We start from the raw sequence: 22022 nt of genomic DNA on the forward strand, positions 1-22022 counted from the left end.
TATCAAAATAGGTTAACAGCCAATCTTTTTCATCACAGAACCAACGTCTTACCGGAGCTCCATTATGCGTAATGCCGACCTGGTCGCCCGCGGCCTCAAATCCGTGTGGCATCCCTGCACCCAGATGAAAGACCACGAAACTCTCCCTCTGGTCCCCATCAGGCGAGGCGAAGGCGTATGGCTGGAGGATTTTGAAAACAACCGGTTTATCGATGCCGTCAGCTCCTGGTGGGTAAACCTCTTCGGCCACGCCAACCCCAGAATCAACGCTGCGATCCAGAAGCAGATCGGCGAGCTGGAGCACGTCATTCTGGCCGGGTTCACCCACGAACCCGTGGTCAATTTGTCCGAGCGGCTCATCGAAGTGACTCCTGAAGGCCTCAACAAGTGCTTCTATGCCGACAATGGCTCGTCTGCAATTGAGGCAGCGCTCAAAATGAGCTTCCATTACTGGAAGAACGAGGGCAAACCCGGCAAAAAGAACTTCGTGAACCTGAGCAACAGTTACCACGGCGAAACACTGGGTGCGCTGGCATTGGGCGATGTCGCTTTATATAAAGACACCTATCAACCATTGCTTATGGAAGTGCTAACCGCACCCTCGCCGGACGCCTACAACAAAGAAGAAGGTGAAACCGACGAGGCTTATGCCCTGCGCCAGTTCGAGGCCATGGAAACACTGTTGGCAGAAAAACATGAAGAAATCTGCGCCGTTGTTGTGGAGCCGCTGATCCAGTGCGCCGGTGGCATGCGCATGCACCACCCTATTTACCATACCAAGCTGCGCGAAGCCTGTGATCGCTATGGCGTGCATCTGATTGCCGATGAAATAGCGGTCGGCTTTGGCCGCACCGGCACCCTGTTTGCCTGCGAGCAGTCGGGGATCACTCCGGATTTCATGTGTCTTTCCAAGGGGCTGACCGCCGGCTACCTGCCGTTATCCGTGGTGCTGACCACCGATAAGGTCTACAACGCCTTCTATGATGATTATGAAACCCTGAAAGCCTTTCTGCACAGCCACAGCTACACCGGCAACCCAATCGGCTGCGCCGTGGCGCTGGCGACTTTAGACATCTTCCGGGACGATAATGTTATTGAGAACAACCTCCGGCTTTCGGCCTGCATGGCTGAATCCGTCGGTCACCTTGCCGATCACCCAAATGTCGGGGATATCCGCCAGCATGGCATGACGCTCGCCGTGGAAATGGTGAAGAACAAAGCCTCAAAAACGCCTTTTCCCTGGCAGGAGCGCCGGGGTGTTCGCGTTTATCAGCACTCTCTCACGCGTCAGGCCTTGCTTCGACCCCTGGGTAATGTGGTTTACTTCATGCCGCCTTACGTCATCACCGAAGATCAGATTCGCCATCTGGCCCAGGTCGCGACCGAAGGCATCAACATAGCCGTTCGGGACTGATCAAGGTAAACACGCATGCGCATCCCAAGAATTTATACCGATTCGCCACTGAGCGAAGGAGCTCAGGCTGAGCTGGACGAAAACGCCGCCCAGCATGTTGGCCGGGTATTGCGCATGCAGCCAGGACAGGAGCTGAGACTGTTTAACGGCGACGGCAAGGACTACCCGGCCACCATTACTGAATCAGGCAAGAAGCGCGTGGAAGTTCTGGTGGGAGTGCCCGAGGCCAACAATACGGAATCGCCGCTGAAAATCATCCTTGGCCAGGCTCTGTCCAAAGGCGATCGCATGGATTACGCCGTGCAGAAAGCGGTGGAAATGGGCGTCAGCTGCATAGTGCCGATCACCACCGAGCGCTGTGAGGTAAAACTCAAAGGCGACCGCGAAGACAAGCGCTTGCGCCATTGGCAATCAATTGCAGTGAGCGCTGCAGAACAATGTGGCCGCGCCCGGGTGCCTGAAATCCTGCCGGTTATGACCATGAATCAATGGCTGAAACACAGCCACAACTGCGACCTGCGCCTGGTGCTACATCACCGCACAAAGCAATCACTGGAATCAATGGCCAAACCCGACAACATAGCCCTGATGATCGGACCGGAAGGCGGCCTGACCGCAGATGAAATTGCACAGGCAGAGAAAGACGGATTCATGCCTGTGGCACTCGGGCCCCGTGTTCTCAGGACAGAAACCGCGCCAGTCGCAGCCATAGCGCTTTGTCACTGGCTCTGGGGAGACATAGGTTACTAGGCCATATTGCCGGTTTGGAAGGGACTTGCGAGTCATTGACAGAGGCCAGCCTTCCGAACATGCTCCATCCCGCAGACCTAATCAAAAAAGTGAGTGCGAGCCCGGATGACAAGCCTGTTTAGCAACCCAGAATTCTGGCAATACCTCAGCATCCCCGTTATTGCGGCACTCATTGGCTGGACCACCAACTGGCTCGCCATCAAAATGACCTTCTTCCCCCTGGAGTTCGTTGGCAAGCCGCCGCTGTTAGGCTGGCAGGGCATCATTCCATCAAAAGCCCGGAAAATGGCTGCTATCAGCGTCGACGCAACTATTTCCAAAATCGGTACCGTGCGGGAGATTTTCCAGCAGATCGACCCCAGAGTCCTCGCCACTCATATTGTCCATTCTGTTGACCCCCGCATTGAAGAATACGTGGACGAAATCATGCTCAGAGAGCACCCCACGTTCTGGGAAAACCTCCCTGCATCCGCCCGAAAAATGGTCTACGACCGGGTGCGCAAATCCACTCCGAAGCTCGTTGACAATCTGGTAGACGATATATCCGACAATGTCGAAGACCTGCTTGATATCAAAGGCATGGTTATCGATCGGCTTGCGGTCGACAAACAACTGCTGAACCGCATTTTTCTGGAATGCGGCGAAGTCGAGTTCCGCTTTATTGTAAACTCCGGCCTTTACTTCGGCTTCCTGTTCGGCCTGATTCAGATGGCCGTCTGGTACTTTTACCAGAACTGGTGGGTACTGCCTGTTTTCGGGTTATTGGTAGGCTGGGCAACCAACTGGATTGCATTGAACGTCATCTTCCGGCCCCTGCATGCCAGAAAGATCGGCCCATTCCGTATTCAGGGTCTGTTCCTCAAGCGCCAGCCCGAGGTGGCAGAATCGTTCTGCCACATTGTGACGCACGAAATTCTTACCGTCGGGAATATCATCAACGCCATTCTGGAAGGTCCCAACGGCGGCCGCGCCCGCAACATGGTCAAAAAACACATCAAGCCGCTGGTGGATGAAACCGCGGGCATGGGTAAGGCACTGACCCAGATGGCGCTTGGCCCTACAGGCTTTGCCACACTCAAAAACCAGGTGGGCGAAAAAGCCATAGAAATATCGAAAACGTCCTTTAACAACCCGGTATTCGAAACCGACCGCGCCCGCGCCGTCGAGTCTATTATGGTAGAGCGAATGATTGCCCTGTCATCGGAAGAATTCCAGGACCTGCTGCGCCCCTGTTTTCAGGAAGATGAGATCAAACTGATTCTGGTAGGTGCTGCCCTCGGCTTTGCAGCAGGCATATGCCAGCTTGTCTTCGTATTTGGTGGCGTATTGATGTAAATAGCTTGCTGGCCGCAACGGATCTGGCCTGTTGCAAGCCTGCGGGGTACCTCTATACTGCGGGGGTATGAGTACGTACTCTTTAACGACTGATTGACCCGGAGGCAGTGGATGCCAGGCTTCTTTTCCTGGATTGCAGGCTTGTTCAAAACAGCAGAATCGTCACCCCCTCCGGTTTCTGAGGCCCGACTGTTTAATCCTGCGAAAACCACCGAACAAGGTGAAGTAACGGAAGATACTCAGGATCTCTCGCTGCAGCTTGAGGAAAACCTGTTCTGCTGGCTTCTGGACACGGGGCCTTCAAACCTGCGTTCAGAATCAAGCCGGTCGAACGCTGCACTTCAGGAACTTCACACCCGCCTTACAAGCAGCAAGATGGAAGAAGTGCCGAGGCGCCCCATGACGCTGCCGATGCTGATGAAAGCACTTTCAGATGAAGCGGCCGACCGTCACAAGCTGACACAGATTATTCTTGGCGATCCCGCTTTGACGGATCAGATCCTGCAGGTTGCCAACAGCCCTTATTTCCGTACCGGGGATCACACCATTGAATCTGTAGATCAGGCCGTATTTGTACTCGGCATGGACGGCATACGAAATGTGATCGCTGCTGCGGTTATGCGCCCGATGATGGCCGCCCGTAACAGCCGGGAAGCATTATTCGCCCAGAGGGCGTGGGTCTGGGGCCTTACCTGCGCTCGTGCTGCCGAGTTTATCGCCAGGCTTCGCAATGAAGATGCGAGCGCACTTTTTACCACCGGTTTGTTGCCAGCACTTTCCTATATAACGATTCGCAGAGAGCTTCAGCGCATTTGCCGGGCACAGCCCGGTGCCGAAGAACCTGACGCTGCGCTGATTCGCCAGGCGCTCACACGTTATCAATGGATTGCCTGCCAACTGATTGCCAGCGAGTGGAACCTGCCGCCCAAGTACCACGCTTACCTGATGTCGGCAGAGCGCCCTGCCCCCGAGCAGGAACAGACCACCCTGAGCGACGGCATGGTGATAGGCAGCCGCGAAGTGCTGCGCCATGCACACCAGAGAAACCTGCCCGAAGAAGACCTCGATAAAATCGTACGCCTTACTCCGGAGCAGACAGGTCGTGTGCGCGCGGCCCTGAAGGCGGCCCTCAGCGAGGGAGCTCGGGGCTAAGCTCCGGGCTCGCACCGTTTTTCAGCAGAGCTGCGAATGTCATGGATTCATTCTTGCGCTCGCCCTTGAGTAACTCGACAGGAAATACGGTAGGCAACCGATCAACAACCCGGTCCTCGTCGTGGCGTACCACCTGAAGCACATCACCCACCGTAATCAGATCCAGAGCCCGCCCGGGCACAAGCTGGTCGCCCTGCTTGCCTGCCAATGACAGCAAACCCGCGCGAATCAGCTTGTCGCTAACACCGCGTGTTACCTCCCCAGGCACCCTCAATGCTTGCTCCAGAGCTTCTTGTTGCGGCGCTTTGGCGCCCTCACTGAAAGGGCGCGACACGAGCCACATCATAGCCAGTGCTACCTTCTCCTGCAGTTCCGGTGCTAACTGAACATGAGTGCGCTTGGCAACGGCGCCGGGGTTTTGCAGGTAGAACGCCAGGCTTGCACCCAGAAGCAGAATCATCCAGTTCAGGTAAATCCAGATCAACATGATAATGCCGATCGCAAAACTGGAATAAATGGCGGCGTACTTGGCAGAACCGGCCACAAAAGACGCAAACAGCATTCCACCTGCCTGCCAGGAAACCCCGGCGACAAGGCCACCAATAAAGGCATACCGCAGCTTAACCCGGGTGTTAGGCATGAACACATAAACGAACGTGAAGGCACCCACTACTAAAAAGAACGGCGTAAAACGACTGGCTAACAGTATCACCGAGCCAAACGGCTCAATGGCAATCAGAGTCTGAACGATGGTTGAAGAGAAAATAGTTGCGCTGACGCCAATGGCAGAAACCATCAGTAGCGGGCCGACCATAATAACGCTGAGGTAATTGCTGAACCTCTGGGCTACCGAACGCATCTCCGGCACTCGCCAGATCATGTTGAATGACCGCTCGATTTTCTGCACCAGCGAAACCACGGTATAGACCAGCAAAGCAAGGCCTACAGAGCCCAGAACACCCACTTTCATGTTGTCCACAAAGCCGAGTATGCGCTCGGCCATTTCAACACCCTCCGGCCCCATGGGCTGGAAAAACTGGAACAGGAAAGGCTCCATGCGCTGGTGAACGCCCAATGCTTTCAACACCGAAAAACTCAGAGCCAGCAAAGGCACAATGCTGAGCAGCGTGGTGTAGACCAGACTCATGGCATGGAGGGTCAGCTGGCCGCTGATAACATCTCGTATCAGGGCGTAAGCCGAACGTCCTACTTTGTAGAGCCAGGTCCAGGGCCAGCTCTGCGGCGGGTTCGGGTTTGCAAGAATCCAGCTTTCCGCAGCCTGGAGTCGCTCTTTGAATTGGAAAGAAGCCACTTTAGGTCCTGTTGATCCTGTTTTATTCAGATTATCAGTTAGATATCCGATTCCCACCAAGTATGACTGATTAACAGCTTTTTGCGAGACACCCTGTTCAATATAACTATATCGATATTTGTTACTTCCGCTTATAACAAAAACTCTGTAAAAAAGCGGTCACAAACGATATGTCGCTCAACTGAATGGATTTTTACATGCGCATCAAAATTGCTCTGGGAACTTTAGCTCTCTCAACACTCTTCCCAACCGCCGCCCTGGCGACAAATGGCTACTTCAGCCACGGTTACGGTGCCATTAGCATGGGCATGGCCGGTGCTGGCTCAGCCTTGTCACAGGACAGTATGGCTGCCTCCACCAACCCGGCGGGCATGGCGTTTGTGGGCAATCGTATTGACGGTGGCATTGAGGTCTTTTCACCGCGTAGAGAATATTCCGTTGAAGGCCCGTTATCGCCTCCACCCGCATTTTCTCTTCAGCCGGGTACCTATGAAAGCAGCAAAAACGGTTTCGTGATTCCCCATTTCGGTTTCAACCGTCAACTCTCCGACACGACTGCCTTCGGTGTTTCAGTATTTGCCAACGGTGGCATGAACACGGACTATTCCGGTGAGAATGGCGGGGCATTCTATGGCGGCCGCACTGGAGTGAACCTTGAGCAGCTGTTTATTGCACCGACAGTGGCCTGGGAGTTTGCCGACAATCAAGCCATAGGTATTTCGCCAATAATTGCCTACCAGCGTTTTGCGGCAGAAGGTCTGCAAAGCTTTGCGCCATTTTCGTCCGATGCTGACGCACTTTCGAACAACGGTACCGACGACGCCTGGGGCTACGGCTACCAGATCGGCTGGCAGGGCGAAATTACCGACACGCTGCGCGGCGGTGTCAGCTGGCGCAATATCGTGAAAATGGGAGAGTTCGACAAGTATCGGGGGCTGTTTGCCGAGCAGGGTGACTTCGATATTCCACAAATGTTCAATGCAGGTATCGCCTGGTCAGGCGTTCAGAACCATTGGTTCCTGCTGGATATCCAGCACATTCGATACAGCGAAATTAACAGCGTCGGCAACCCTGTTATGCCCATCACACCCGGGTCTTTGGGCACTGATGACGGGGCGGGGTTCGGCTGGGACGACATGACCATCGTAAAGCTGGGATGGCAGTGGCAGCAGACTCCGGGCCACGCGTGGCGCGCTGGCGTGAGCTACGGCGAAAATCCGATCTCTGACGAAGATGTCTTGTTCAACATCCTCGCGCCGGGTGTGCAGGAGTGGCACTTCACGGGTGGCTTCACTCACAATTTCAGTGACAACCTGGAGCTGTCTGGAATGGCCTTTTTCTCGCCCACAAAAGAAGTCTCCGGCCCCAATCCACTGGCGCCCAACCAGACGATCAGCCTGGAAATGTACCAGGTTGGCGCCTCGGCCAGCCTGGGTTGGAACTTTTGATCACATCAGCTAACGCAATGGTGACAGCTCCTTTTCTGATTACCAGGAAACGGAGCTGTTAGGGCCACGCTTGATAATGGGCGTTTCTCCTTCCCAGATGGCCAGGCCTGATTCGAGATCTGTCAGGGACAACTGGATGTAGTACTCCACCTGTTGTTCTTTGCCGACCTTGTGATTGCGCTGCAGAATTTTTCCGGACAGGCTCAGATCAGGTGCCTGAAGCAGGCCTTTGCGCATCACGCCGGATTGATCAAACTCCTCTGAATCGCGCAACTCACGGGCTTTCATGTTCATTTCATCTTCAGCGCCATTGAGGCCGACGGCTGTAGTGGTGACAACCTTCCCGGATTGCAGCAGGGATACGCGGATTTTCTTGGTGAGCTGGTCGGTATCAATACGCTGCATGGTATCGTTGGTCACACGGCTGACCACCATGATGTAACGACTACCATCAGGGTTATTTACGGCACCACTGGCAAGCATGTCCTCAACAGCATCTGTGGCCGCCTTTTCAAAATCCCGATAGTCCATGGTCATAGCGACCGGGCCATCGTCAGCAGCCGGGTCAATATAGCGAGCAGGTGCGGCGCAGCCGGCGACAACAGCAAGGCTGACGGAAATGGCAAGAGCACGTATCAACATAGGGGATTCCTTTTATCTTGGTTCACGGAGATGCAACTGGTAACTGGTCGCTTTGGTATGAGGTGCAGTGGCATCGAAGTAGCGCACCTGGCCAGTCAGCAGGGTTGCTTTGCGGTAACCCTCACCAACGCTTTTAACAACCATGCCATTGTCATCAAACCAGATCACTGTCCATGCAAGCTCGGCGTCTGACCTTGCTTCCACCGCAAACTGCACTTGCAGCAGGCTGTCACCACTTGGTTGAGCCAGGCGCTTCTCAAAGAGCTCGGTTACCGTCATGGCGTAGCTGACTTCCGGGTCGACCTTCAGGTTTTCCCTCTCGCTCATTGAATGAGTTTCCGGCTGCGAGGCACAACCTGCCAGCCCGAAAATCAGCAGGCTGGCAAACAATAGTGTTTTCATAACATGATTCCTCATCTCACTCAGGCATTCGCCTTAATGTTGCTTCGGTTTTGCCCTGCAAATCCATGGTGATGACCGTGGCAGGGGCGTTCAATGTCGGACGTTTAACATACACCAGTGTGAATGCCTGGTGTGGAATTTCCAGCTCGCCCAGCACCTCTCCCCGGTTATCCAGTAGAGTCATGCTCCCGCTTTCAGGGCGATCGACACGTAAGGCCTCCCAGTGGTCAGGTAGTGCCTGCCAGCTGCGCAGGTCGGCCTGAGTTGTCGCAACCGAATATGCAGCTGCAAAAAGCTGGCCCCAGGGGCCAAACTGATCTGCCGCCTCGCTCTGAAGAACGGCTTTACTTATCGCGGATGCGACAGCCCGGGAGAGTATGCCCGGGAACCGCTCTTTCATCTCGGTACGGATAACCTTGCCCATGTCCGCAATTCGTTCTGTCTGCACCACCAGACCTGTCGCACCGACCACACCGAGACCACCGGGTAAAGCAGAGCGGTCAGTATACTCCGGCAAAGCCAAACCCACATAAGCGGGCGCCTGCTGGGTGCCGCGCACAATGAACAAGGGTACATCCAGGCGGGACTCTCTCAGAACTGGTCCCAACCCGTTTTCATACAAAATCCATACTTGCGGGGGCAACTCTTTCAGTGACTGCCGGCCAGATGCAAGGTCAGTGGCCAGGTCTGCATCGCTTTGCAGCACCCTGCTCCCGGGGCTCATTTGCGCAACACGGGAAAGCGAAGTGACCGCCCGCTCATAATCAGCGCCGTCTGCTGCATTCGCAAGAAAGTAAATGCCATGCAGATACGTACTTGAGGGCACAATGAATTCGGGAAAAACGGACCAGCTCGACGTCGCACCGTACTGGTTATCAACGGCTGACTGAAAGCGACTGTCTCCAAGGCTGCTGCGAACCATCGAAGCTTTCTGGTTGCCGCTCTGGGCCTCTCGCTTCAAGACAGCCTGCTGCTCAGCGATTTCCTTGCGGAAATAATCAACAGCGCGACGAGTTCGGTCGTCGGCCCGGTTAAATTCGACCCGGGCGTATTCGGTATTGCCCGCAGCCAGGAACGCCAGCCCTTTGTAGGTATTCACCAACACTGCCTCAGACATCAAGGCCTCATAGTCACGCGCTGAGTCGTTGACCATGACCGCTAAAAGTCCTTCCGTAGCGCTCGTCAGCAAGCCCTCGCTATCGAGGTATTTCATACCCTCCTCTGCCAGATCATAGGCTTTTACAGATTCGCCATAACGGCCTGTCAGGCGGTACATTTCGCCCTGGTGCAATAATTCGAGCAAGTGCTCCCTGGAATCAACTGGTTTCTTATCAGACTCACTGAAACTCATTGCCTTCAGTGCAGACGTATAATCACCGCTAACATAGGCTGAATTGAACGAAGCAAGCTGATCACGATGCTGGAACGACGAGCACCCTGAAAGCAAGGTCGCCAAAATCGTCGCCAAAAACACACTCCAGGTGCTTTTCAAACTACCACTCCTTGCAAACCATCATCCCCTTCCAGCCTTGCCCATTGATATGTCAGGAAATCGAGGCGAGATTTTGCGCCGTGATTTCGACAATCCTCTGCCGCGCTTCACGGCTGGCCCAGGCTGAATGTGGCGTAATGATCAGGTTTGGTATGTCACCTGCAAGCAGAGGATTGCCGTTGCGCGGAGGCTCTTCGGTCAACACATCAAACCCGGCACCGCCAATAACATGGTGTCGCAGCGCATGGGCCAGGGCGTCCTCGTCCACCAGTCCGCCACGGCTGGTATTAATCAGCAGTGCATCCGGCTTCATCATCTGCAACTCCCGGGCGCCAATCAGGTTCCGGGTTTCATCGGTGAGCAGGCAGTGAATCGAGAGAACATCCACTTGCGGGAGGAGCTCATCCAGAGGAATCCTGGGGTACCCGTCAACCTCTCCTGCAGCCTGTCCGGGTCGCGCACCCAGCAATATGTTCATACCGAAGGCTCTGGCCCGCTCGGCAACACCCTGCCCGAGATCCCCATAGCCGAGGATACCCAGAGTCCGACCCTCCAGCTCCATGATCGGATGGCCCATCAGGCAGAACATGTCGCTTTCAGCCCAGCGCCCTGCCCGCACATCGCGATCGTAATCCAGTAGCCGCGTTGCCAATGCCAGCATCAGCGCCATGGTGTGCTGCGCTACCGTAGAGCGGCCGTAGTTCGTCACGTTCAGCACCTGTATGCCATGCTCTCTGGCGGCTTCCACGTCAACATTGTTCAATCCGGTGGCGACCACGGCGATGGTTTTCAACTCCGGACAGTTTTCGAAATGCTCCCGCGTAAGCACAACCTTGTTGACAAGCACGGTATCAAAGCCGCGGATCCGTTCCCCTACCTGTGCGATTGTCGTGGAGGCATGCTTCACAATACTGCCGGCAACCCTTTCGAGGGGTGCAAGATCTACATCATGGCCAAGCGTGCTGGCATCAAGAAATACAGCTTTCATACTTTTCTCCATCATCAATACCGCTCGAGATTAAGGTAGACTGAGCCAAACGTCCAAATAAGAGACTGGAAATCATGGATCACGAATTCTGGCACGAGCGTTGGAGCAAAAAGGAAATCGGCTTCCACGAGGGCTCAGTCAATCAATTTCTTTACGACCACTGGCCAGAGCTCTCAGGCGCTGGTACTGAAGGTGTATTTGTTCCGCTGTGCGGCAAAGCCCACGATATGTGGTGGCTGCATGATCGGGGCCACTCGATTATTGGCGTGGAGCTGAGCGAAATCGCCTGCAAGGACTTCTTTGAAGAGGCCGGCGAGAAAGCTCAGGTACACCCCGGCAAGCCCTTTATAACCTTCCGCCATGAAAACCTTGAGCTATGGTGCGGTGATTTTTTCCAGATGACACCCGATGATCTCAAACATACCCGCCTGGTGTACGACCGTGCCGCCCTGATTGCCCTTCCTCAGTCTATGCGCAAACAATACGTTGAGCACCTTACGGCAATTATTCCCGACGGCACCAGAATCCTGCTTATTACCCTGGACTACAAAACCCGAATTACCCCGCCACCATTCAATGTGAGCGACGACGAAGTCCGGGAGCTCTATTCTGCTGACTACGACATCGAGCACATCCTCACCAATACGCTGCCCAGCGACCACATGTTTACCAAACGCAAAGGCCTGATTGGCGCCACAGAGAGCGTATTTCGCCTCACCAAGCGATAGTCTGTGAACTGCTGCGGTAACATAATTTAATGAACCTTAACCAATTACTGCCTGTCCAACCCCCTGAGCGTGAACTAAGCTCAGGTTGAACAGGCCGAAATCCGACACAGATCGTGACCGGCTGAAAATACCCTTTCCTTTCACCCACAACCAAACGAATCGCCGGCATGGCGACCGTAACTGCAACGGGGATATTGCGTGTACTGAAAGCTGAAGAACAGCGAGCGAGGGGCTACCCATGAGCATACTGCAGCAGTTTAAAAACCGGTATGAGAGCACCCAGGAAGAAGAGTACAGCCTTGAGGAATACCTCGAGATCTGTAAAAAGGACCCAACGGCCTATGCTTCGGCGGCCGAACGATTATTGATTGCGATCGGCGAACCCGAATTTGTCGATACTTCCCGTGATACCCGCCTGTCACGTATCTTTTCCAACAAAATCATCAAACGATACCCGGAATTTTCCGAATTCTACGGCATGGAAGAGGCTGTGGAGAATATCGTGTCCTTCTACAGGCATGCGGCTCAAGGCCTGGAAGAGAAGAAACAGATCCTTTACCTGCTGGGGCCGGTTGGCGGTGGTAAATCATCACTGGCGGAGAAGCTCAAGTACCTGATGCAGAAGGTGCCTTTCTATGCCATCAAGGATTCCCCGCTCAACGAATCGCCCCTGGGGCTTTTCGATCCGGCCGAGGATGCCGCTATTCTGGAAGAAGAGTTCGGCATTCCCTCCCGTTACCTGAAGAACATCATGTCGCCCTGGGCCGTGAAACGCCTGCATGAATACGGCGGCGATATCAGCAAGTTCCGTGTGGTGAAAAAGTATCCCTCTGTGCTGGATCAGATCGGTGTCTCCAAAACCGAACCGGGGGATGACAACAACCAGGATATTTCTGCGCTTGTCGGCAAGGTGAACATCCGCATGCTGGAAGATTACTCCCAGGATGACCCCGATGCCTACAGCTTCAGTGGCGGCCTGTGCAAAGCCAACCAGGGGCTGATGGAGTTTGTCGAGATGTTCAAGGCGCCCATCAAGGTTCTGCATCCGTTGCTTACCGCAACACAGGAAGGCAACTACAACACCACCGAGGGCATGGGCTCTGTACCTTTTGACGGGGTTATCCTTGCTCACTCCAACGAGTCGGAATGGCAGACTTTTCGCAACAACAAACACAACGAGGCCTTTCTTGACCGGGTGTATATCGTCAAGGTGCCCTATTGTGTGCGTGTGACGGAAGAGATCGAGATCTACAAAAAGCTTCTGAAAAACAGCTCTCTGGCCGGGGCACCCTGCGCGCCGGATACGCTGGACATGCTGGCGCAGTTTTCCGTGCTCTCACGCATCAAGGAGCCGGAAAACTCCAGTGTTTTTTCTAAGATGCGTGTCTACGACGGCCAGAACATCAAGGACACAGACCCCAAGGCAAAATCCATTCAGGAGTACCGCGATGCGGCGGGCGTTAACGAGGGCATGGACGGCCTTTCGACCCGGTTTGCGTTCAAGATTCTCTCCAAGGTATTCAACTTCGACACCACCGAAGTGGCCGCCAACCCGGTGCATCTGCTCTACGTGATTGAAAAGCAGATTGAACAGGAGCAGTTCGCGCCCGAGACCCACGAGCGCTACCTGCGCTTCATCAAGGAGTTCCTGGCTCCGCACTACGTTCAGTTTATCGGCAAGGAGATCCAGACGGCCTATCTGGAAAGCTACAGCGAATACGGTCAGAACCTGTTCGACCGCTACGTAACCTATGCCGACCTGTGGATTCAGGATCAGGAATTCCGGGATCCGGAAACCGGCGAGATTCTTGACCGTTCTTCCATCAATGAAGAACTGGAGAAAATCGAAAAGCCGGCAGGCATCAGCAATCCCAAGGATTTCCGCAACGAGGTGGTCAACTTTGTACTGCGGGCCCGGGCCAATAACCAGGGCCAGAACCCCTCCTGGCTCAGCTACGAGAAACTGCGCAGCGTGATCGAGAAGAAGATGTTCTCGAACACCGAAGACCTGTTGCCGGTTATTTCGTTTAACCCAAAAGCCAGCCAGGAAGATCAGAACAAGCACAAACAGTTCGTCGAACGCATGGTCGATCGGGGCTATACGGAGAAGCAGGTGCGCCTGCTGGCAGAGTGGTACCTGCGAGTTCGCAAGTCGCACTAGCAGTGATGGCGGGCTCGGAAAGCGAGCCTGCGATCTTTGCCCCGAACGTGTAAGTGGAGTGTGAATTATGGGTATGACCCACATTGTCGACCGACGGCTGAACGGCAAAAACAAGAGCGCGGTGAACCGGGAGCGGTTCTTGCGCCGCTACCGCCATCACATAAAGAAAGCAGTTTCTGATGCGGTGCATCGGCGCTCGATCACGGACATAGAGCGTGGGGAGAGTGTCAGCATCCCCACGCGGGATATCGACGAGCCCGTTTTCCATCATGGCCAGGGTGGCCATCGTGAAATGGTGCATCCGGGTAACCGGGAATTTGTAGCCGGAGACCGGCTGCCCAAACCAGAGGGCGGAGGCGGGCAAGGTCAGGGCCAGGGTCAGGCCAGCCCTGACGGCGAAGGCATGGATGAATTCGCCTTCCAGATCACCCAGGAAGAGTTTCTGAACTTTCTGTTTGATGATCTCGAACTTCCAAACCTTGTCCGTAAAAAGCTCAAGGATACGGAAACCTTCAATTATGTGCGCTCTGGCTTTAGCACTCAGGGTGTGCCTGCAAAGCTTGACGTTGTTCGATCACTGCGCGGTGCCCACGCCCGTCGCCTGGGCCTTGGCGGCGCCCGCAAAAAGAAGATTCGTGAACTGGAAGCCCAGCTTGCCGACCTGAAATCTGCTCCTGCCGATCTGGATGCAGCGTTCAGCCATGAAGATCAGATCAAGGTACTGGAAGACGAGATCGCCCGGCTGAAAGCCAATGTAAAGCGGATTCCCTTTATTGATGAAATCGACCTGCGTTATCGCCAGCACCTGAAGCAACCGAAACCGGCAACCAGCGCGGTCATGTTCTGCCTGATGGACGTATCCGGCTCCATGACCCAGATGCACAAGGACACCGCCAAGCGGTTTTTCATCCTGCTGTACCTGTTCCTGAAAAAGAATTACAAAAAGATTGATGTGGTGTTTATACGCCACCACACCAGTGCCAAGGAAGTGGATGAGGACGAGTTTTTCTATTCCCGGGAAACCGGTGGCACCATTGTATCCAGTGCGCTGAAGCTGATGCACAAGATCATCGAATCCCGCTATTCCCCGGCAGAATGGAACATCTACGCCGCCCAGGCGTCTGATGGCGACAACTGGAACGACGATTCCCCCGTGTGCGGCAAGCTGCTGACCGAAAGCATCCTGCCTCTGGTGCAGTATTTCGCCTACGTGGAGATTACGCCCCAGGACCACCAGATGCTCTGGTACGAATATGAGCGGGTGCAGGAGCGCTTCCCGGAGAGTTTCGCCCAGCAGCAAATTGCCGACCCCGGCGAGATCTACCCGGTCTTCCGCCGGCTTTTTGAGAGGAAAGCGGCATGAGCAATGCAATCGACCGACCCAACATGCCGGGCAATGAAAGCACGGAAATTCGCACCCCGGTTTCCACCGGTTCGGAATGGACCTTCGAGCTGATCCGGCAATACGATGAAGAAATTGCCAAGTGCGCCGCCGAGTTCGGTCTCGACACCTACCCCAACCAGGTTGAAGTGATCAGCGCCGAGCAGATGATGGACGCCTACAGCTCAGTTGGCATGCCGGTTGGCTACAATCACTGGTCGTTCGGCAAGCAGTTTCTCAGTACATCCAAAGGCTACCAGCGCGGGCAGATGGGTCTGGCCTATGAAATAGTGATCAACTCCAACCCCTGCATTGCTTACCTGATGGAGGAGAACACCCTGCCTATGCAGGCGCTGGTGATTGCCCATGCCTGTTATGGCCACAACTCGTTCTTCAAGGGCAACTATCTGTTTCGCACATGGACAGACGCCAGCGCCATTATTGATTATCTGGTGTTTGCCCGGAACTATGTGTCTGAATGCGAAGAGCGCTACGGCGTGGATGCGGTCGAGGAAATACTCGATTCCTGCCATGCCCTCATGAACCACGGCGTAGACCGCTATAAACGACCCGCCCCGATATCTGCTGCCGAGGAAGCCCTGCGCCAGGAAGAACGAGAGGACTACCTGCAGCGCCGGGTAAACGATCTGTGGCGCACCATCCCGAAAATGGAGGAGGATGAAGACCCGGTAAAACGCAAAAAACGCTATCCGGAAGAGCCTCAGGAAAACCTGTTGTACTTCATCGAGAAAAACGCGCCGCTGCTGGAAACCTGGCAGCGGGAGATTATCCGCATTGTGCGAAAACTGGCCCAGTATTTCTATCCGCAGCGCCAGACTCAAGTGATGAACGAAGGCTGGGCTACGTTCTGGCACTACACCCTGTTGAACCGGATGTACGAGAAGGGCCTGGTCACCGATGGCTTCATGCTGGAGTTCCTGCAAAGCCACACCGCGGTAGTGTATCAACCTCCGTTCAACAGCCCCTGGTATTCCGGTATCAACCCCTACACCCTCGGGTTCTCCATCTTCACTGACCTGCGGCGGATTTGTGAAGCGCCCACCGATGAGGATCGCGAATGGTTTCCAGACATCGCCGGCACCGACTGGCTTGAAACCCTGCATTTTGCCATGGCCAACTTCAAGGATGAGAGTTTCATACTGCAGTTCCTTTCGCCCAGGGTGATGCGCGATTTAAAGCTGTTTGCGATTGAGGATGATGATCTGGAAGACAGTTACATGGTAACCGCCATCCACGACGAGCCCGGCTATCGCGTGCTACGGGAGAAACTTGCCCGCCAGTACAACCTGAGTTATCGGGACCCCAACATTCAGGTGTGGAACGTGGATTTACGCGGCGACCGTTCGCTGATGCTCCGGCACGTGCCCGTAGACAGAGTGCCTTTGGGTACAGATACGGAAGAAGTGCTGCGTCATGCACACAGGCTCTGGGGCTTTGATGTGCATCTGGAAAGCGTGGAAGAAGGGATTGTGATGGAAGATTACCACTGCCCGCACGCGCCTCCGCTAGGCTCCTGATTTCAAATGTGTCAGAGGCAGAACCACCTCTGCCTGCAAGCCACCCTCAGGGCTGTTTTCCAGCCGGAGCTCGCCGCCGTGCAAAGCGGCAAGCTCCATAACAATGGCCAGCCCCAGGCCGGAGCCGGATTTTGTCTCATCCAGTCTGCCGCCCCGGCTCAGTGCCTGCTGACGCATTTCCGGCGACATGCCAGGCCCGTCGTCGGCGACGCTGAATACCAGCCACCCCCCGTCAACAGTGCCCGTCAGGCTTATGGCGCTTCCGGCCCAATTGATTGCATTTTCAACAAGGTTGCCAACAAGCTCCTGTAAATCCTGAGCATCAATCCGCACCTTAAGCCCCTGCGGCAAACTACTCTGAAACGCCAGGCCACGCCTGCCTGCCAGGCGCCGGACGCCCTCAATAACGGGCTCAAGTACCCTACCGATGTCCTGTTCAGCGCCCAGCGCCACCGGGCCAGCTGCAGAAGCACGGGTGAGGTGGTGCCTTACCGCTTCGTCCAGGCGTTTGAGCTCCGCACGCATTGCCATCTTCTGCTGCTCAGGCAACCGTTCAGCCAGGGTACCCAGCACAGCGACAGGAGTTTTCAAAGCATGGGCCAGATTACCCGCTGCGGTTCTACCCCGCTCCATCAAGCGCTGGTCTCTTTCCAGCACGGTGTTGATCGCATCTGCCAGCCGTGCCAGCTCCCTGGGCAGGTCGGTCTCAATGGATGGCTGCCGACCCTGCTCTACCGCCTTCAGGCTTCGCTCAATCCGCCGCAGGGGCGCAAGGCCCCAGCGGATCTGCAAACCAATCAGCACAATGAGAAGACCACCAAGGGTCGCCAGCGATAGCCACAGCAAAGTCTGGAAACGGGCAATCTGCGCTTCTACCTCATCAAGGTTGGCGGCCACCTGAACGTGCAGAATGTCGTTAAGGTTGGGAAGGCGTATGTCCCTCTCCAGCAATCGGAGCTGTTTGTCTCTGGGGCCGGTCACTGTGCGGTAGGCTATGCCGGGCTCATGTGAAACAGCAAACCGCTGATCCCACAATGATCGGGAAGTAAGCACCCGATCATTCTCATCACGAACTTGCCAGTACCAGCCTGAAAACACACGATCGAAACGGGAATCACCCAGTTGCCTGTTGGTTACAAGGGCATTTTGCCGGACATCGTAGCTGACCCCGGCAATCACCACATTGAGCAGACTTTCAAGGCGTTCGTTGAAGGCCGTATTCACTGCTTCCCGAAAGTTCCATGACAGCAAGGCGCCAGCGGCCGGTAATATCAGAACAACAAGAACCAGCGCTGAGACCAGCATTCGCGTAGCAATGGGAAGCCGACGCAGCCGGTCTGTCACAGTCATGATGCCTCGTTATCCGCAGCCATCCGGTAGCCCTGACCGCGCAGGGTTTCAATACTTTGGCTACCGAGTTTCCGCCGTAAGCGGCTCACCTGAACATCAATGACATTGGAGTCCGGCTCCGTATCGCCGTCATATACGTGCTCGGCCAACTCCGTACGGCTGACCACCCGGGGCGCGGCATGAACAAGGTGGGAAAGCAGCCTGAACTCCTGGGCCGTCAGGGGTACCGGCATGCCGGCGCGGCTTACCTGGGCACTGTGAGTGTCCAGGGAAATATCCCCGACCCGAATGACCGGGTGGGCATGGCCGTGAGCTCTGCGCACCAGAGCTCTCAACCGGAACAGAATTTCGGCCGTCTCGAAAGGCTTGGTAACGTAATCATCTGCACCAGCAGAAAAGCCAGCAGCTTTATCTGACCAGCGTTCTCTCGCGGTCAGAATAAGGACCGGCAGCTCAATACCCTGCTCGCGCCATCCGGACAACCACTGAACACCATTGCCATCGGGCAGCCCGAGATCCAGAATAACTGCATCGTAGCGTTCCGTACTAATCAGGAAATCCGCAGTGCGGCCATCGCCTGCGATTTCCACCAGAAGGCCCGCATCCTCAAGCGAAGCTGCAAGCCCCCGGGCCAGTGGCTGATCATCCTCTACCAGCAAAATTTTCATTAGCGCTTCATTCCGTTGATGTTGGTGCCCTCAATGCCGATAAGCTCCCCGGTTACCGCATCCACTTCGAACTCAACCACCTGGCCGTCAGGGCCCAGAAGTTCGATTTCATAAAGCTTTTTACCATCGTCCTGCTCAAACTCCACATCAATTACCTGCCCGTTCCAGTCGCGCAGCAGGCTATCCAGAATTTCACCAAGGGATTTTATCTTACCCGCCTGCACGTCTTCATGAAGCTTGCGCCAATCCTCATCCGCGGATGCCGACGCTGGGTCGGCCAGAAATAAGACAACGGCAAACGCCGCAGCAATGAACGCCGTGGTGGGAATGATCAGTTTCAGCATGTAGAAGGGTAGATGTTTCATGCTTTCATTCTGTCAGAGTCAACATGAATGAACCATGAACAAAACACTCACTCTCCTGCAAGCAGCCTTTACCTAAGATACCCTCAACGTTCAGGAGGACCTCCCACAGGAGGCGCTACCGGGAGCGCATTCAGGCAAACACTGTAACGCACCATTAACAGATACATTGTGACCAACGAGTCAGGAGAAATGCCATGAAAACACTTATCGCAACCGCACTTGCCGCCAGCCTTGTTGCAGCACCTCAGGCTTTCGCATCCGGAACCATTGATGACGCCAAGCGAGCCATCCAGATCGGATCAGACTATGGCATTTCGCACTTCCACAGCATTGAACTGGAAGATGACCGTAATGACGATGGCAGCATGGAAATCGAAGGCTGGGTTGATAAAGACTGGTACGTGGAGATTGATGTAAACAACGACGGCTCTATCCGTAAAGAACAGCGCCGCAAGCGGGCCGACGGCCCCTGGGGCCTATCCGCCACCCAGGCTGCAGACTACATTGATGCCAGCGTGCAGCAGGGCATGAGCCGGATTGAGGAAATCAAAATCAACACCAAAGGCGATATTGAAGTGGAAGGAGATAACGCTGACGGTCAGGAGCTGGAAATTGATTATCGCAGCGGCAGCATGGAACCAATAAGGGTGGATAGAGACGACCGCTCTTAATCCCGCATAGTTACCGGCAAGGGACTGCCGGCATGCCCGGCAGCACGCCTTGATTTTTTTAGAACAGCGCCTGAATCCAGTCCACCATCCAGGGCACCACCAGCGCCGTTGCGAAGGCAGACAATGCCATTGCCAGCCCCGAAAACGCTCCCATCCGGTTGCTCACCTGAAACGCCCTCGCGGTTCCTATACCGTGGGCCGCAACGCCCATCGCAATGCCTTTCGCAGTGTCATCTTTTACGCCAATCCACTCAAACAGTTTGGTACCTAATACGGCCCCGGTAATACCAGTAATGACTACCAGAACCGCTGTCAGTGAAGGCAAACCACCGATTTTCTCGGATATGCCCATAGCCACAGGAGCGGTCGCGGATTTGGGCGCAAGGGACATCTGGATTTCCAATGAGCCGCCAAAAAGCCGAGCCAGCAGAACAGAACTACCCGCCGCGATTCCAACGCCACAGATCAGCGATACAAGTACCGGCAACCAAAGCTGTCGCAACCTCGAAAACTGCTGATAAAGCGGCACCGCCAGAGCTACTGTAGCGGGCCCCAACAGAAAGTGCACAAACTGTCCGCCTGCAAAATAGTCGTTGTAGGAGATGCCAGAAACCAGCAACAGAGCAATCAGCATGGCCACCGACGTAACCACCGGATTCGCCAGCGGGCTGGAGTTGGTTTTCAGATAAAACCGATACGCCAGGCCGTAGGCCACCAGAGTGACCGTAAGCCCCAGCAAGGGAGTCGCTGACAGATAGACCCAGATATCCTTCAGCCCGGGATTATTCATCGTTCTGCCCTTGTACCTGCGCTGGCTTTGTAAACCAGCGACTGGTGTGCTGCATGATCAACGCTGTGGCCACCATGGTAATAACCGTGCTGAGAAGCAACGCGAGCGTAATGGGCAGCCATTCGTCCGCAATCCGGCCAAAGTGCGTGATCATGCCAACACCGGCAGGGACAAACAGTAATGAAAGATGACTGAGTAGCGCGGTAGAAGCCTGTTCAACGGACTCGGGCGCCCGCCCACGAACCATCATGGTGACAAATAGCATAACCATACCGAGCACGGGCCCCGGAATAGGCACGCCGAGCATACGCACGATTATTTCTCCTGCCAGCTGATAGACCAGCAGCAGGGTAATACCATTAAGAAACTGCACGGCCCTGTCCTCCGATTACTCAACAATGCCCGGGATGGTTTTAGGAATAATACGCCGACCGTATATAGCGAGCAGAAACCCGATCGGAAACATCAGCACTCCGTATACCGCAGCAGGTATGGACATGGAGCTGGATTCCAGCAGCGTGAGTGTGACCATCAGGGCAATGGTCCCGTTTTTAACGCCCAGTTCCACGGCCACCGCCAGGGACTCTCGCTGGGTCAACCCGGTGATACGACCGGCGAGCAGGCCGATAAAAATACCCACCACGTTCAACAGAATGGTTGCTGGCCCCGCCTGCTTCAGCAGCTCCCAGATCTGATCCCGAACTCCGTAAACGAGCACCACGATCAACAGGGCCAGCACAACACCGCCAAACACGCTGACGATGCTTTCCGCTTTGCGCGCAACATCCGGCTTACGGGCCCGCACCAGCATGCCGATCGCTACGGGAAAGAGCACGATACCAATAAGCATGCCGATGGTTTTCCATACTGGCAGCACGATATTCTCTTCGGTGCCCATATAGAACTGAAGCGCGATATTGGCAAACAATGGCAGCGTGAGGATGGTGATCAGGCTGGCACTGACTGTCAGCACAATGGATAGCGCAATATTACCCCGCGCAAGCAGAACAAAAAGGTTCGAGGTTGTTCCGCCAGGACAGGCCGCTATTATCACCAGGCCAACCGCGATAGCCGGTGGTACCGCCAGCGCAGACGCCAGAGCGAAAGCCACCAGAGGCATCAACAGAATCTGGGCAACAGTGCCGACAATTATGCCTTTGGGATAAATCGCTACCTGCCGAAAATCTCGAAAGGTCAGTGTCATACCTATACCAATCATGATGATGAACAGTGCGATCGGCAGTCCTGCAGAGATAAGTGGGCTGGATTCCACAGTGCCTCCGGATGTCGTTGTTTTTATTAATTCATTATTTTGAAAGTAACACAACGGGCCAGCTTTCGGGAGCATGGCAATATCAACTCATAAAACCACCCTTACCTGCAGAACTGACATTTTTTTCACATCGAAGATCGTCTGCAAAGACAGTAACCCGTA

21 protein-coding genes are annotated in these 22022 nt (G+C 54.9%); 10 read left to right on the forward strand and 11 right to left on the reverse strand.

Annotated features, from left to right (window positions below; translation table 11 throughout):
* Positions 1-64: 64 nt before the first annotated feature.
* The 4 genes from ACN0RL_RS01740 to ACN0RL_RS01755 all read left to right on the forward strand — a co-directional run bounded on the left by ACN0RL_RS01740 (position 65) and on the right by ACN0RL_RS01755 (position 4651).
* Positions 65-1414, forward strand: a complete 1350-nt coding sequence (locus ACN0RL_RS01740; RefSeq protein ID WP_417513064.1) for an adenosylmethionine--8-amino-7-oxononanoate transaminase — start codon at positions 65-67, stop codon at positions 1412-1414.
* A gap of 15 nt (positions 1415-1429) precedes the next feature.
* Positions 1430-2164 (forward strand): 16S rRNA (uracil(1498)-N(3))-methyltransferase, encoded by a 735-nt coding sequence (locus ACN0RL_RS01745; protein WP_417513066.1) that lies wholly within the window; start codon positions 1430-1432, stop codon positions 2162-2164.
* 105 nt (positions 2165-2269) lie between these two features.
* Positions 2270-3499 carry a hypothetical protein gene (locus ACN0RL_RS01750; protein WP_417513068.1) on the forward strand — a complete coding sequence of 410 codons (1230 nt, stop codon included), beginning with the start codon at positions 2270-2272 and terminating at the stop codon, positions 3497-3499.
* Between the two features lie 111 nt (positions 3500-3610).
* Positions 3611-4651 carry an HDOD domain-containing protein gene (locus tag ACN0RL_RS01755; RefSeq protein ID WP_417513070.1) on the forward strand — a complete coding sequence of 347 codons (1041 nt, stop codon included), beginning with the start codon at positions 3611-3613 and terminating at the stop codon, positions 4649-4651.
* Here the strand turns inward: ACN0RL_RS01755 and ACN0RL_RS01760 are convergent.
* On the reverse strand, positions 4629-5963 hold the full coding sequence (locus tag ACN0RL_RS01760; protein WP_417513072.1) for a YihY/virulence factor BrkB family protein: 1335 nt from the start codon (positions 5961-5963) through the stop codon (positions 4629-4631). The genes ACN0RL_RS01755 and ACN0RL_RS01760 overlap by 23 nt on opposite strands.
* Positions 5964-6160: 197 nt before the next feature.
* Between ACN0RL_RS01760 and ACN0RL_RS01765 the strand changes: the two genes are divergently transcribed.
* Positions 6161-7411: an OmpP1/FadL family transporter gene (locus ACN0RL_RS01765; RefSeq protein ID WP_417513074.1), complete on the forward strand. Its 1251-nt coding sequence runs from the start codon at positions 6161-6163 to the stop codon at positions 7409-7411.
* A gap of 39 nt (positions 7412-7450) precedes the next feature.
* Here ACN0RL_RS01765 and lpoB read toward each other — a convergent pair whose 3' ends face one another.
* From lpoB to ACN0RL_RS01785, 4 genes are read right to left on the reverse strand one after another with little or no spacing between them, the layout of a single operon-like run.
* Positions 7451-8053, reverse strand: coding sequence for a penicillin-binding protein activator LpoB (gene lpoB / locus ACN0RL_RS01770; RefSeq protein ID WP_417513076.1), 603 nt, complete (start codon positions 8051-8053; stop codon positions 7451-7453).
* Positions 8054-8065: 12 nt separating this feature from the next.
* Positions 8066-8455, reverse strand: a complete 390-nt coding sequence (locus tag ACN0RL_RS01775; RefSeq protein WP_417513078.1) for a YcfL family protein — start codon at positions 8453-8455, stop codon at positions 8066-8068.
* 16 nt (positions 8456-8471) lie between these two features.
* Positions 8472-9947, reverse strand: a complete 1476-nt coding sequence (locus tag ACN0RL_RS01780; protein ID WP_417513080.1) for a COG3014 family protein — start codon at positions 9945-9947, stop codon at positions 8472-8474.
* A gap of 52 nt (positions 9948-9999) precedes the next feature.
* Positions 10000-10935 carry a D-2-hydroxyacid dehydrogenase gene (locus tag ACN0RL_RS01785; protein WP_417513082.1) on the reverse strand — a complete coding sequence of 312 codons (936 nt, stop codon included), beginning with the start codon at positions 10933-10935 and terminating at the stop codon, positions 10000-10002.
* Between the two features lie 74 nt (positions 10936-11009).
* Between ACN0RL_RS01785 and tmpT the strand changes: the two genes are divergently transcribed.
* The 4 genes from tmpT (at position 11010) to ACN0RL_RS01805 (ending at position 16743) form a co-directional block, all read left to right on the forward strand.
* Positions 11010-11663, forward strand: coding sequence for a thiopurine S-methyltransferase (tmpT, locus tag ACN0RL_RS01790; protein WP_417513084.1), 654 nt, complete (start codon positions 11010-11012; stop codon positions 11661-11663).
* A 238-nt stretch (positions 11664-11901) separates the two neighbouring features.
* Positions 11902-13824, forward strand: a complete 1923-nt coding sequence (locus ACN0RL_RS01795) for a PrkA family serine protein kinase (RefSeq protein WP_417513086.1) — start codon at positions 11902-11904, stop codon at positions 13822-13824.
* A gap of 67 nt (positions 13825-13891) precedes the next feature.
* Positions 13892-15187, forward strand: a complete 1296-nt coding sequence (locus ACN0RL_RS01800; RefSeq protein ID WP_417513088.1) for a YeaH/YhbH family protein — start codon at positions 13892-13894, stop codon at positions 15185-15187.
* Complete coding sequence (locus ACN0RL_RS01805) at positions 15184-16743, forward strand: SpoVR family protein (protein ID WP_417513090.1); 1560 nt, start codon at positions 15184-15186, stop codon at positions 16741-16743. The genes ACN0RL_RS01800 and ACN0RL_RS01805 overlap by 4 nt, the downstream gene beginning before the upstream one ends.
* On the opposite strand, the gene ACN0RL_RS01810 is transcribed toward ACN0RL_RS01805, so the two are convergent.
* From ACN0RL_RS01810 to ACN0RL_RS01820, 3 genes are read right to left on the reverse strand one after another with little or no spacing between them, the layout of a single operon-like run.
* On the reverse strand, positions 16732-18093 hold the full coding sequence (locus tag ACN0RL_RS01810; protein WP_417513092.1) for a sensor histidine kinase: 1362 nt from the start codon (positions 18091-18093) through the stop codon (positions 16732-16734). The genes ACN0RL_RS01805 and ACN0RL_RS01810 overlap by 12 nt on opposite strands.
* A complete protein-coding gene (locus tag ACN0RL_RS01815; protein ID WP_417513094.1) occupies positions 18090-18761 on the reverse strand; it encodes a winged helix-turn-helix domain-containing protein in 672 nt (223 codons plus the stop codon). Before ACN0RL_RS01815 ends, ACN0RL_RS01810 begins: the two co-directional genes overlap by 4 nt.
* Positions 18761-19126, reverse strand: a complete 366-nt coding sequence (locus ACN0RL_RS01820; RefSeq protein ID WP_417513096.1) for a PepSY domain-containing protein — start codon at positions 19124-19126, stop codon at positions 18761-18763. The genes ACN0RL_RS01815 and ACN0RL_RS01820 overlap by 1 nt, the downstream gene beginning before the upstream one ends.
* Before the next feature lie 194 nt (positions 19127-19320).
* Between ACN0RL_RS01820 and ACN0RL_RS01825 the strand changes: the two genes are divergently transcribed.
* Complete coding sequence (locus tag ACN0RL_RS01825; RefSeq protein ID WP_417513098.1) at positions 19321-19797, forward strand: hypothetical protein; 477 nt, start codon at positions 19321-19323, stop codon at positions 19795-19797.
* Between the two features lie 58 nt (positions 19798-19855).
* Here ACN0RL_RS01825 and ACN0RL_RS01830 read toward each other — a convergent pair whose 3' ends face one another.
* From ACN0RL_RS01830 to ACN0RL_RS01840, 3 genes are read right to left on the reverse strand one after another with little or no spacing between them, the layout of a single operon-like run.
* The gene (locus tag ACN0RL_RS01830) at positions 19856-20587 is read right to left on the reverse strand and encodes an LrgB family protein (RefSeq protein ID WP_417513100.1); all 732 of its coding nucleotides are present in this window, start codon (positions 20585-20587) and stop codon (positions 19856-19858) included.
* Complete coding sequence (locus tag ACN0RL_RS01835; RefSeq protein WP_417513102.1) at positions 20580-20960, reverse strand: CidA/LrgA family protein; 381 nt, start codon at positions 20958-20960, stop codon at positions 20580-20582. The genes ACN0RL_RS01830 and ACN0RL_RS01835 overlap by 8 nt, the downstream gene beginning before the upstream one ends.
* A 15-nt stretch (positions 20961-20975) precedes the next feature.
* Positions 20976-21860 carry a bile acid:sodium symporter family protein gene (locus ACN0RL_RS01840; protein WP_417513104.1) on the reverse strand — a complete coding sequence of 295 codons (885 nt, stop codon included), beginning with the start codon at positions 21858-21860 and terminating at the stop codon, positions 20976-20978.
* Positions 21861-22022: the final 162 nt, after the last annotated feature.

The sequence above is a fragment of the Marinobacter sp. genome (assembly GCF_048259445.1).
In the GTDB taxonomy this organism is placed as follows: Bacteria; Pseudomonadota; Gammaproteobacteria; order Pseudomonadales; family Oleiphilaceae; genus Marinobacter.

What these genes read in the sequence shown, in the direction of transcription:
- ACN0RL_RS01740 (WP_417513064.1), top strand. Translation starts at nt 65, where the DNA reads ATGCGTAATGCCGACCTGGTCGCCCGCGGCCTCAAATCCGTGTGGCAT.
- ACN0RL_RS01745 (WP_417513066.1), top strand. Translation starts at nt 1,430, where the DNA reads ATGCGCATCCCAAGAATTTATACCGATTCGCCACTGAGCGAAGGAGCT.
- ACN0RL_RS01750 (WP_417513068.1), top strand. Translation starts at nt 2,270, where the DNA reads ATGACAAGCCTGTTTAGCAACCCAGAATTCTGGCAATACCTCAGCATC.
- ACN0RL_RS01755 (WP_417513070.1), top strand. Translation starts at nt 3,611, where the DNA reads ATGCCAGGCTTCTTTTCCTGGATTGCAGGCTTGTTCAAAACAGCAGAA.
- ACN0RL_RS01765 (WP_417513074.1), top strand. Translation starts at nt 6,161, where the DNA reads ATGCGCATCAAAATTGCTCTGGGAACTTTAGCTCTCTCAACACTCTTC.
- lpoB (WP_417513076.1), bottom strand. Translation starts at nt 8,053, where the DNA reads ATGTTGATACGTGCTCTTGCCATTTCCGTCAGCCTTGCTGTTGTCGCC.
- ACN0RL_RS01775 (WP_417513078.1), bottom strand. Translation starts at nt 8,455, where the DNA reads ATGAAAACACTATTGTTTGCCAGCCTGCTGATTTTCGGGCTGGCAGGT.
- ACN0RL_RS01785 (WP_417513082.1), bottom strand. Translation starts at nt 10,935, where the DNA reads ATGAAAGCTGTATTTCTTGATGCCAGCACGCTTGGCCATGATGTAGAT.
- tmpT (WP_417513084.1), top strand. Translation starts at nt 11,010, where the DNA reads ATGGATCACGAATTCTGGCACGAGCGTTGGAGCAAAAAGGAAATCGGC.
- ACN0RL_RS01795 (WP_417513086.1), top strand. Translation starts at nt 11,902, where the DNA reads ATGAGCATACTGCAGCAGTTTAAAAACCGGTATGAGAGCACCCAGGAA.
- ACN0RL_RS01800 (WP_417513088.1), top strand. Translation starts at nt 13,892, where the DNA reads ATGGGTATGACCCACATTGTCGACCGACGGCTGAACGGCAAAAACAAG.
- ACN0RL_RS01805 (WP_417513090.1), top strand. Translation starts at nt 15,184, where the DNA reads ATGAGCAATGCAATCGACCGACCCAACATGCCGGGCAATGAAAGCACG.
- ACN0RL_RS01810 (WP_417513092.1), bottom strand. Translation starts at nt 18,093, where the DNA reads ATGACTGTGACAGACCGGCTGCGTCGGCTTCCCATTGCTACGCGAATG.
- ACN0RL_RS01815 (WP_417513094.1), bottom strand. Translation starts at nt 18,761, where the DNA reads ATGAAAATTTTGCTGGTAGAGGATGATCAGCCACTGGCCCGGGGGCTT.
- ACN0RL_RS01820 (WP_417513096.1), bottom strand. Translation starts at nt 19,126, where the DNA reads ATGAAACATCTACCCTTCTACATGCTGAAACTGATCATTCCCACCACG.
- ACN0RL_RS01825 (WP_417513098.1), top strand. Translation starts at nt 19,321, where the DNA reads ATGAAAACACTTATCGCAACCGCACTTGCCGCCAGCCTTGTTGCAGCA.
- ACN0RL_RS01830 (WP_417513100.1), bottom strand. Translation starts at nt 20,587, where the DNA reads ATGAATAATCCCGGGCTGAAGGATATCTGGGTCTATCTGTCAGCGACT.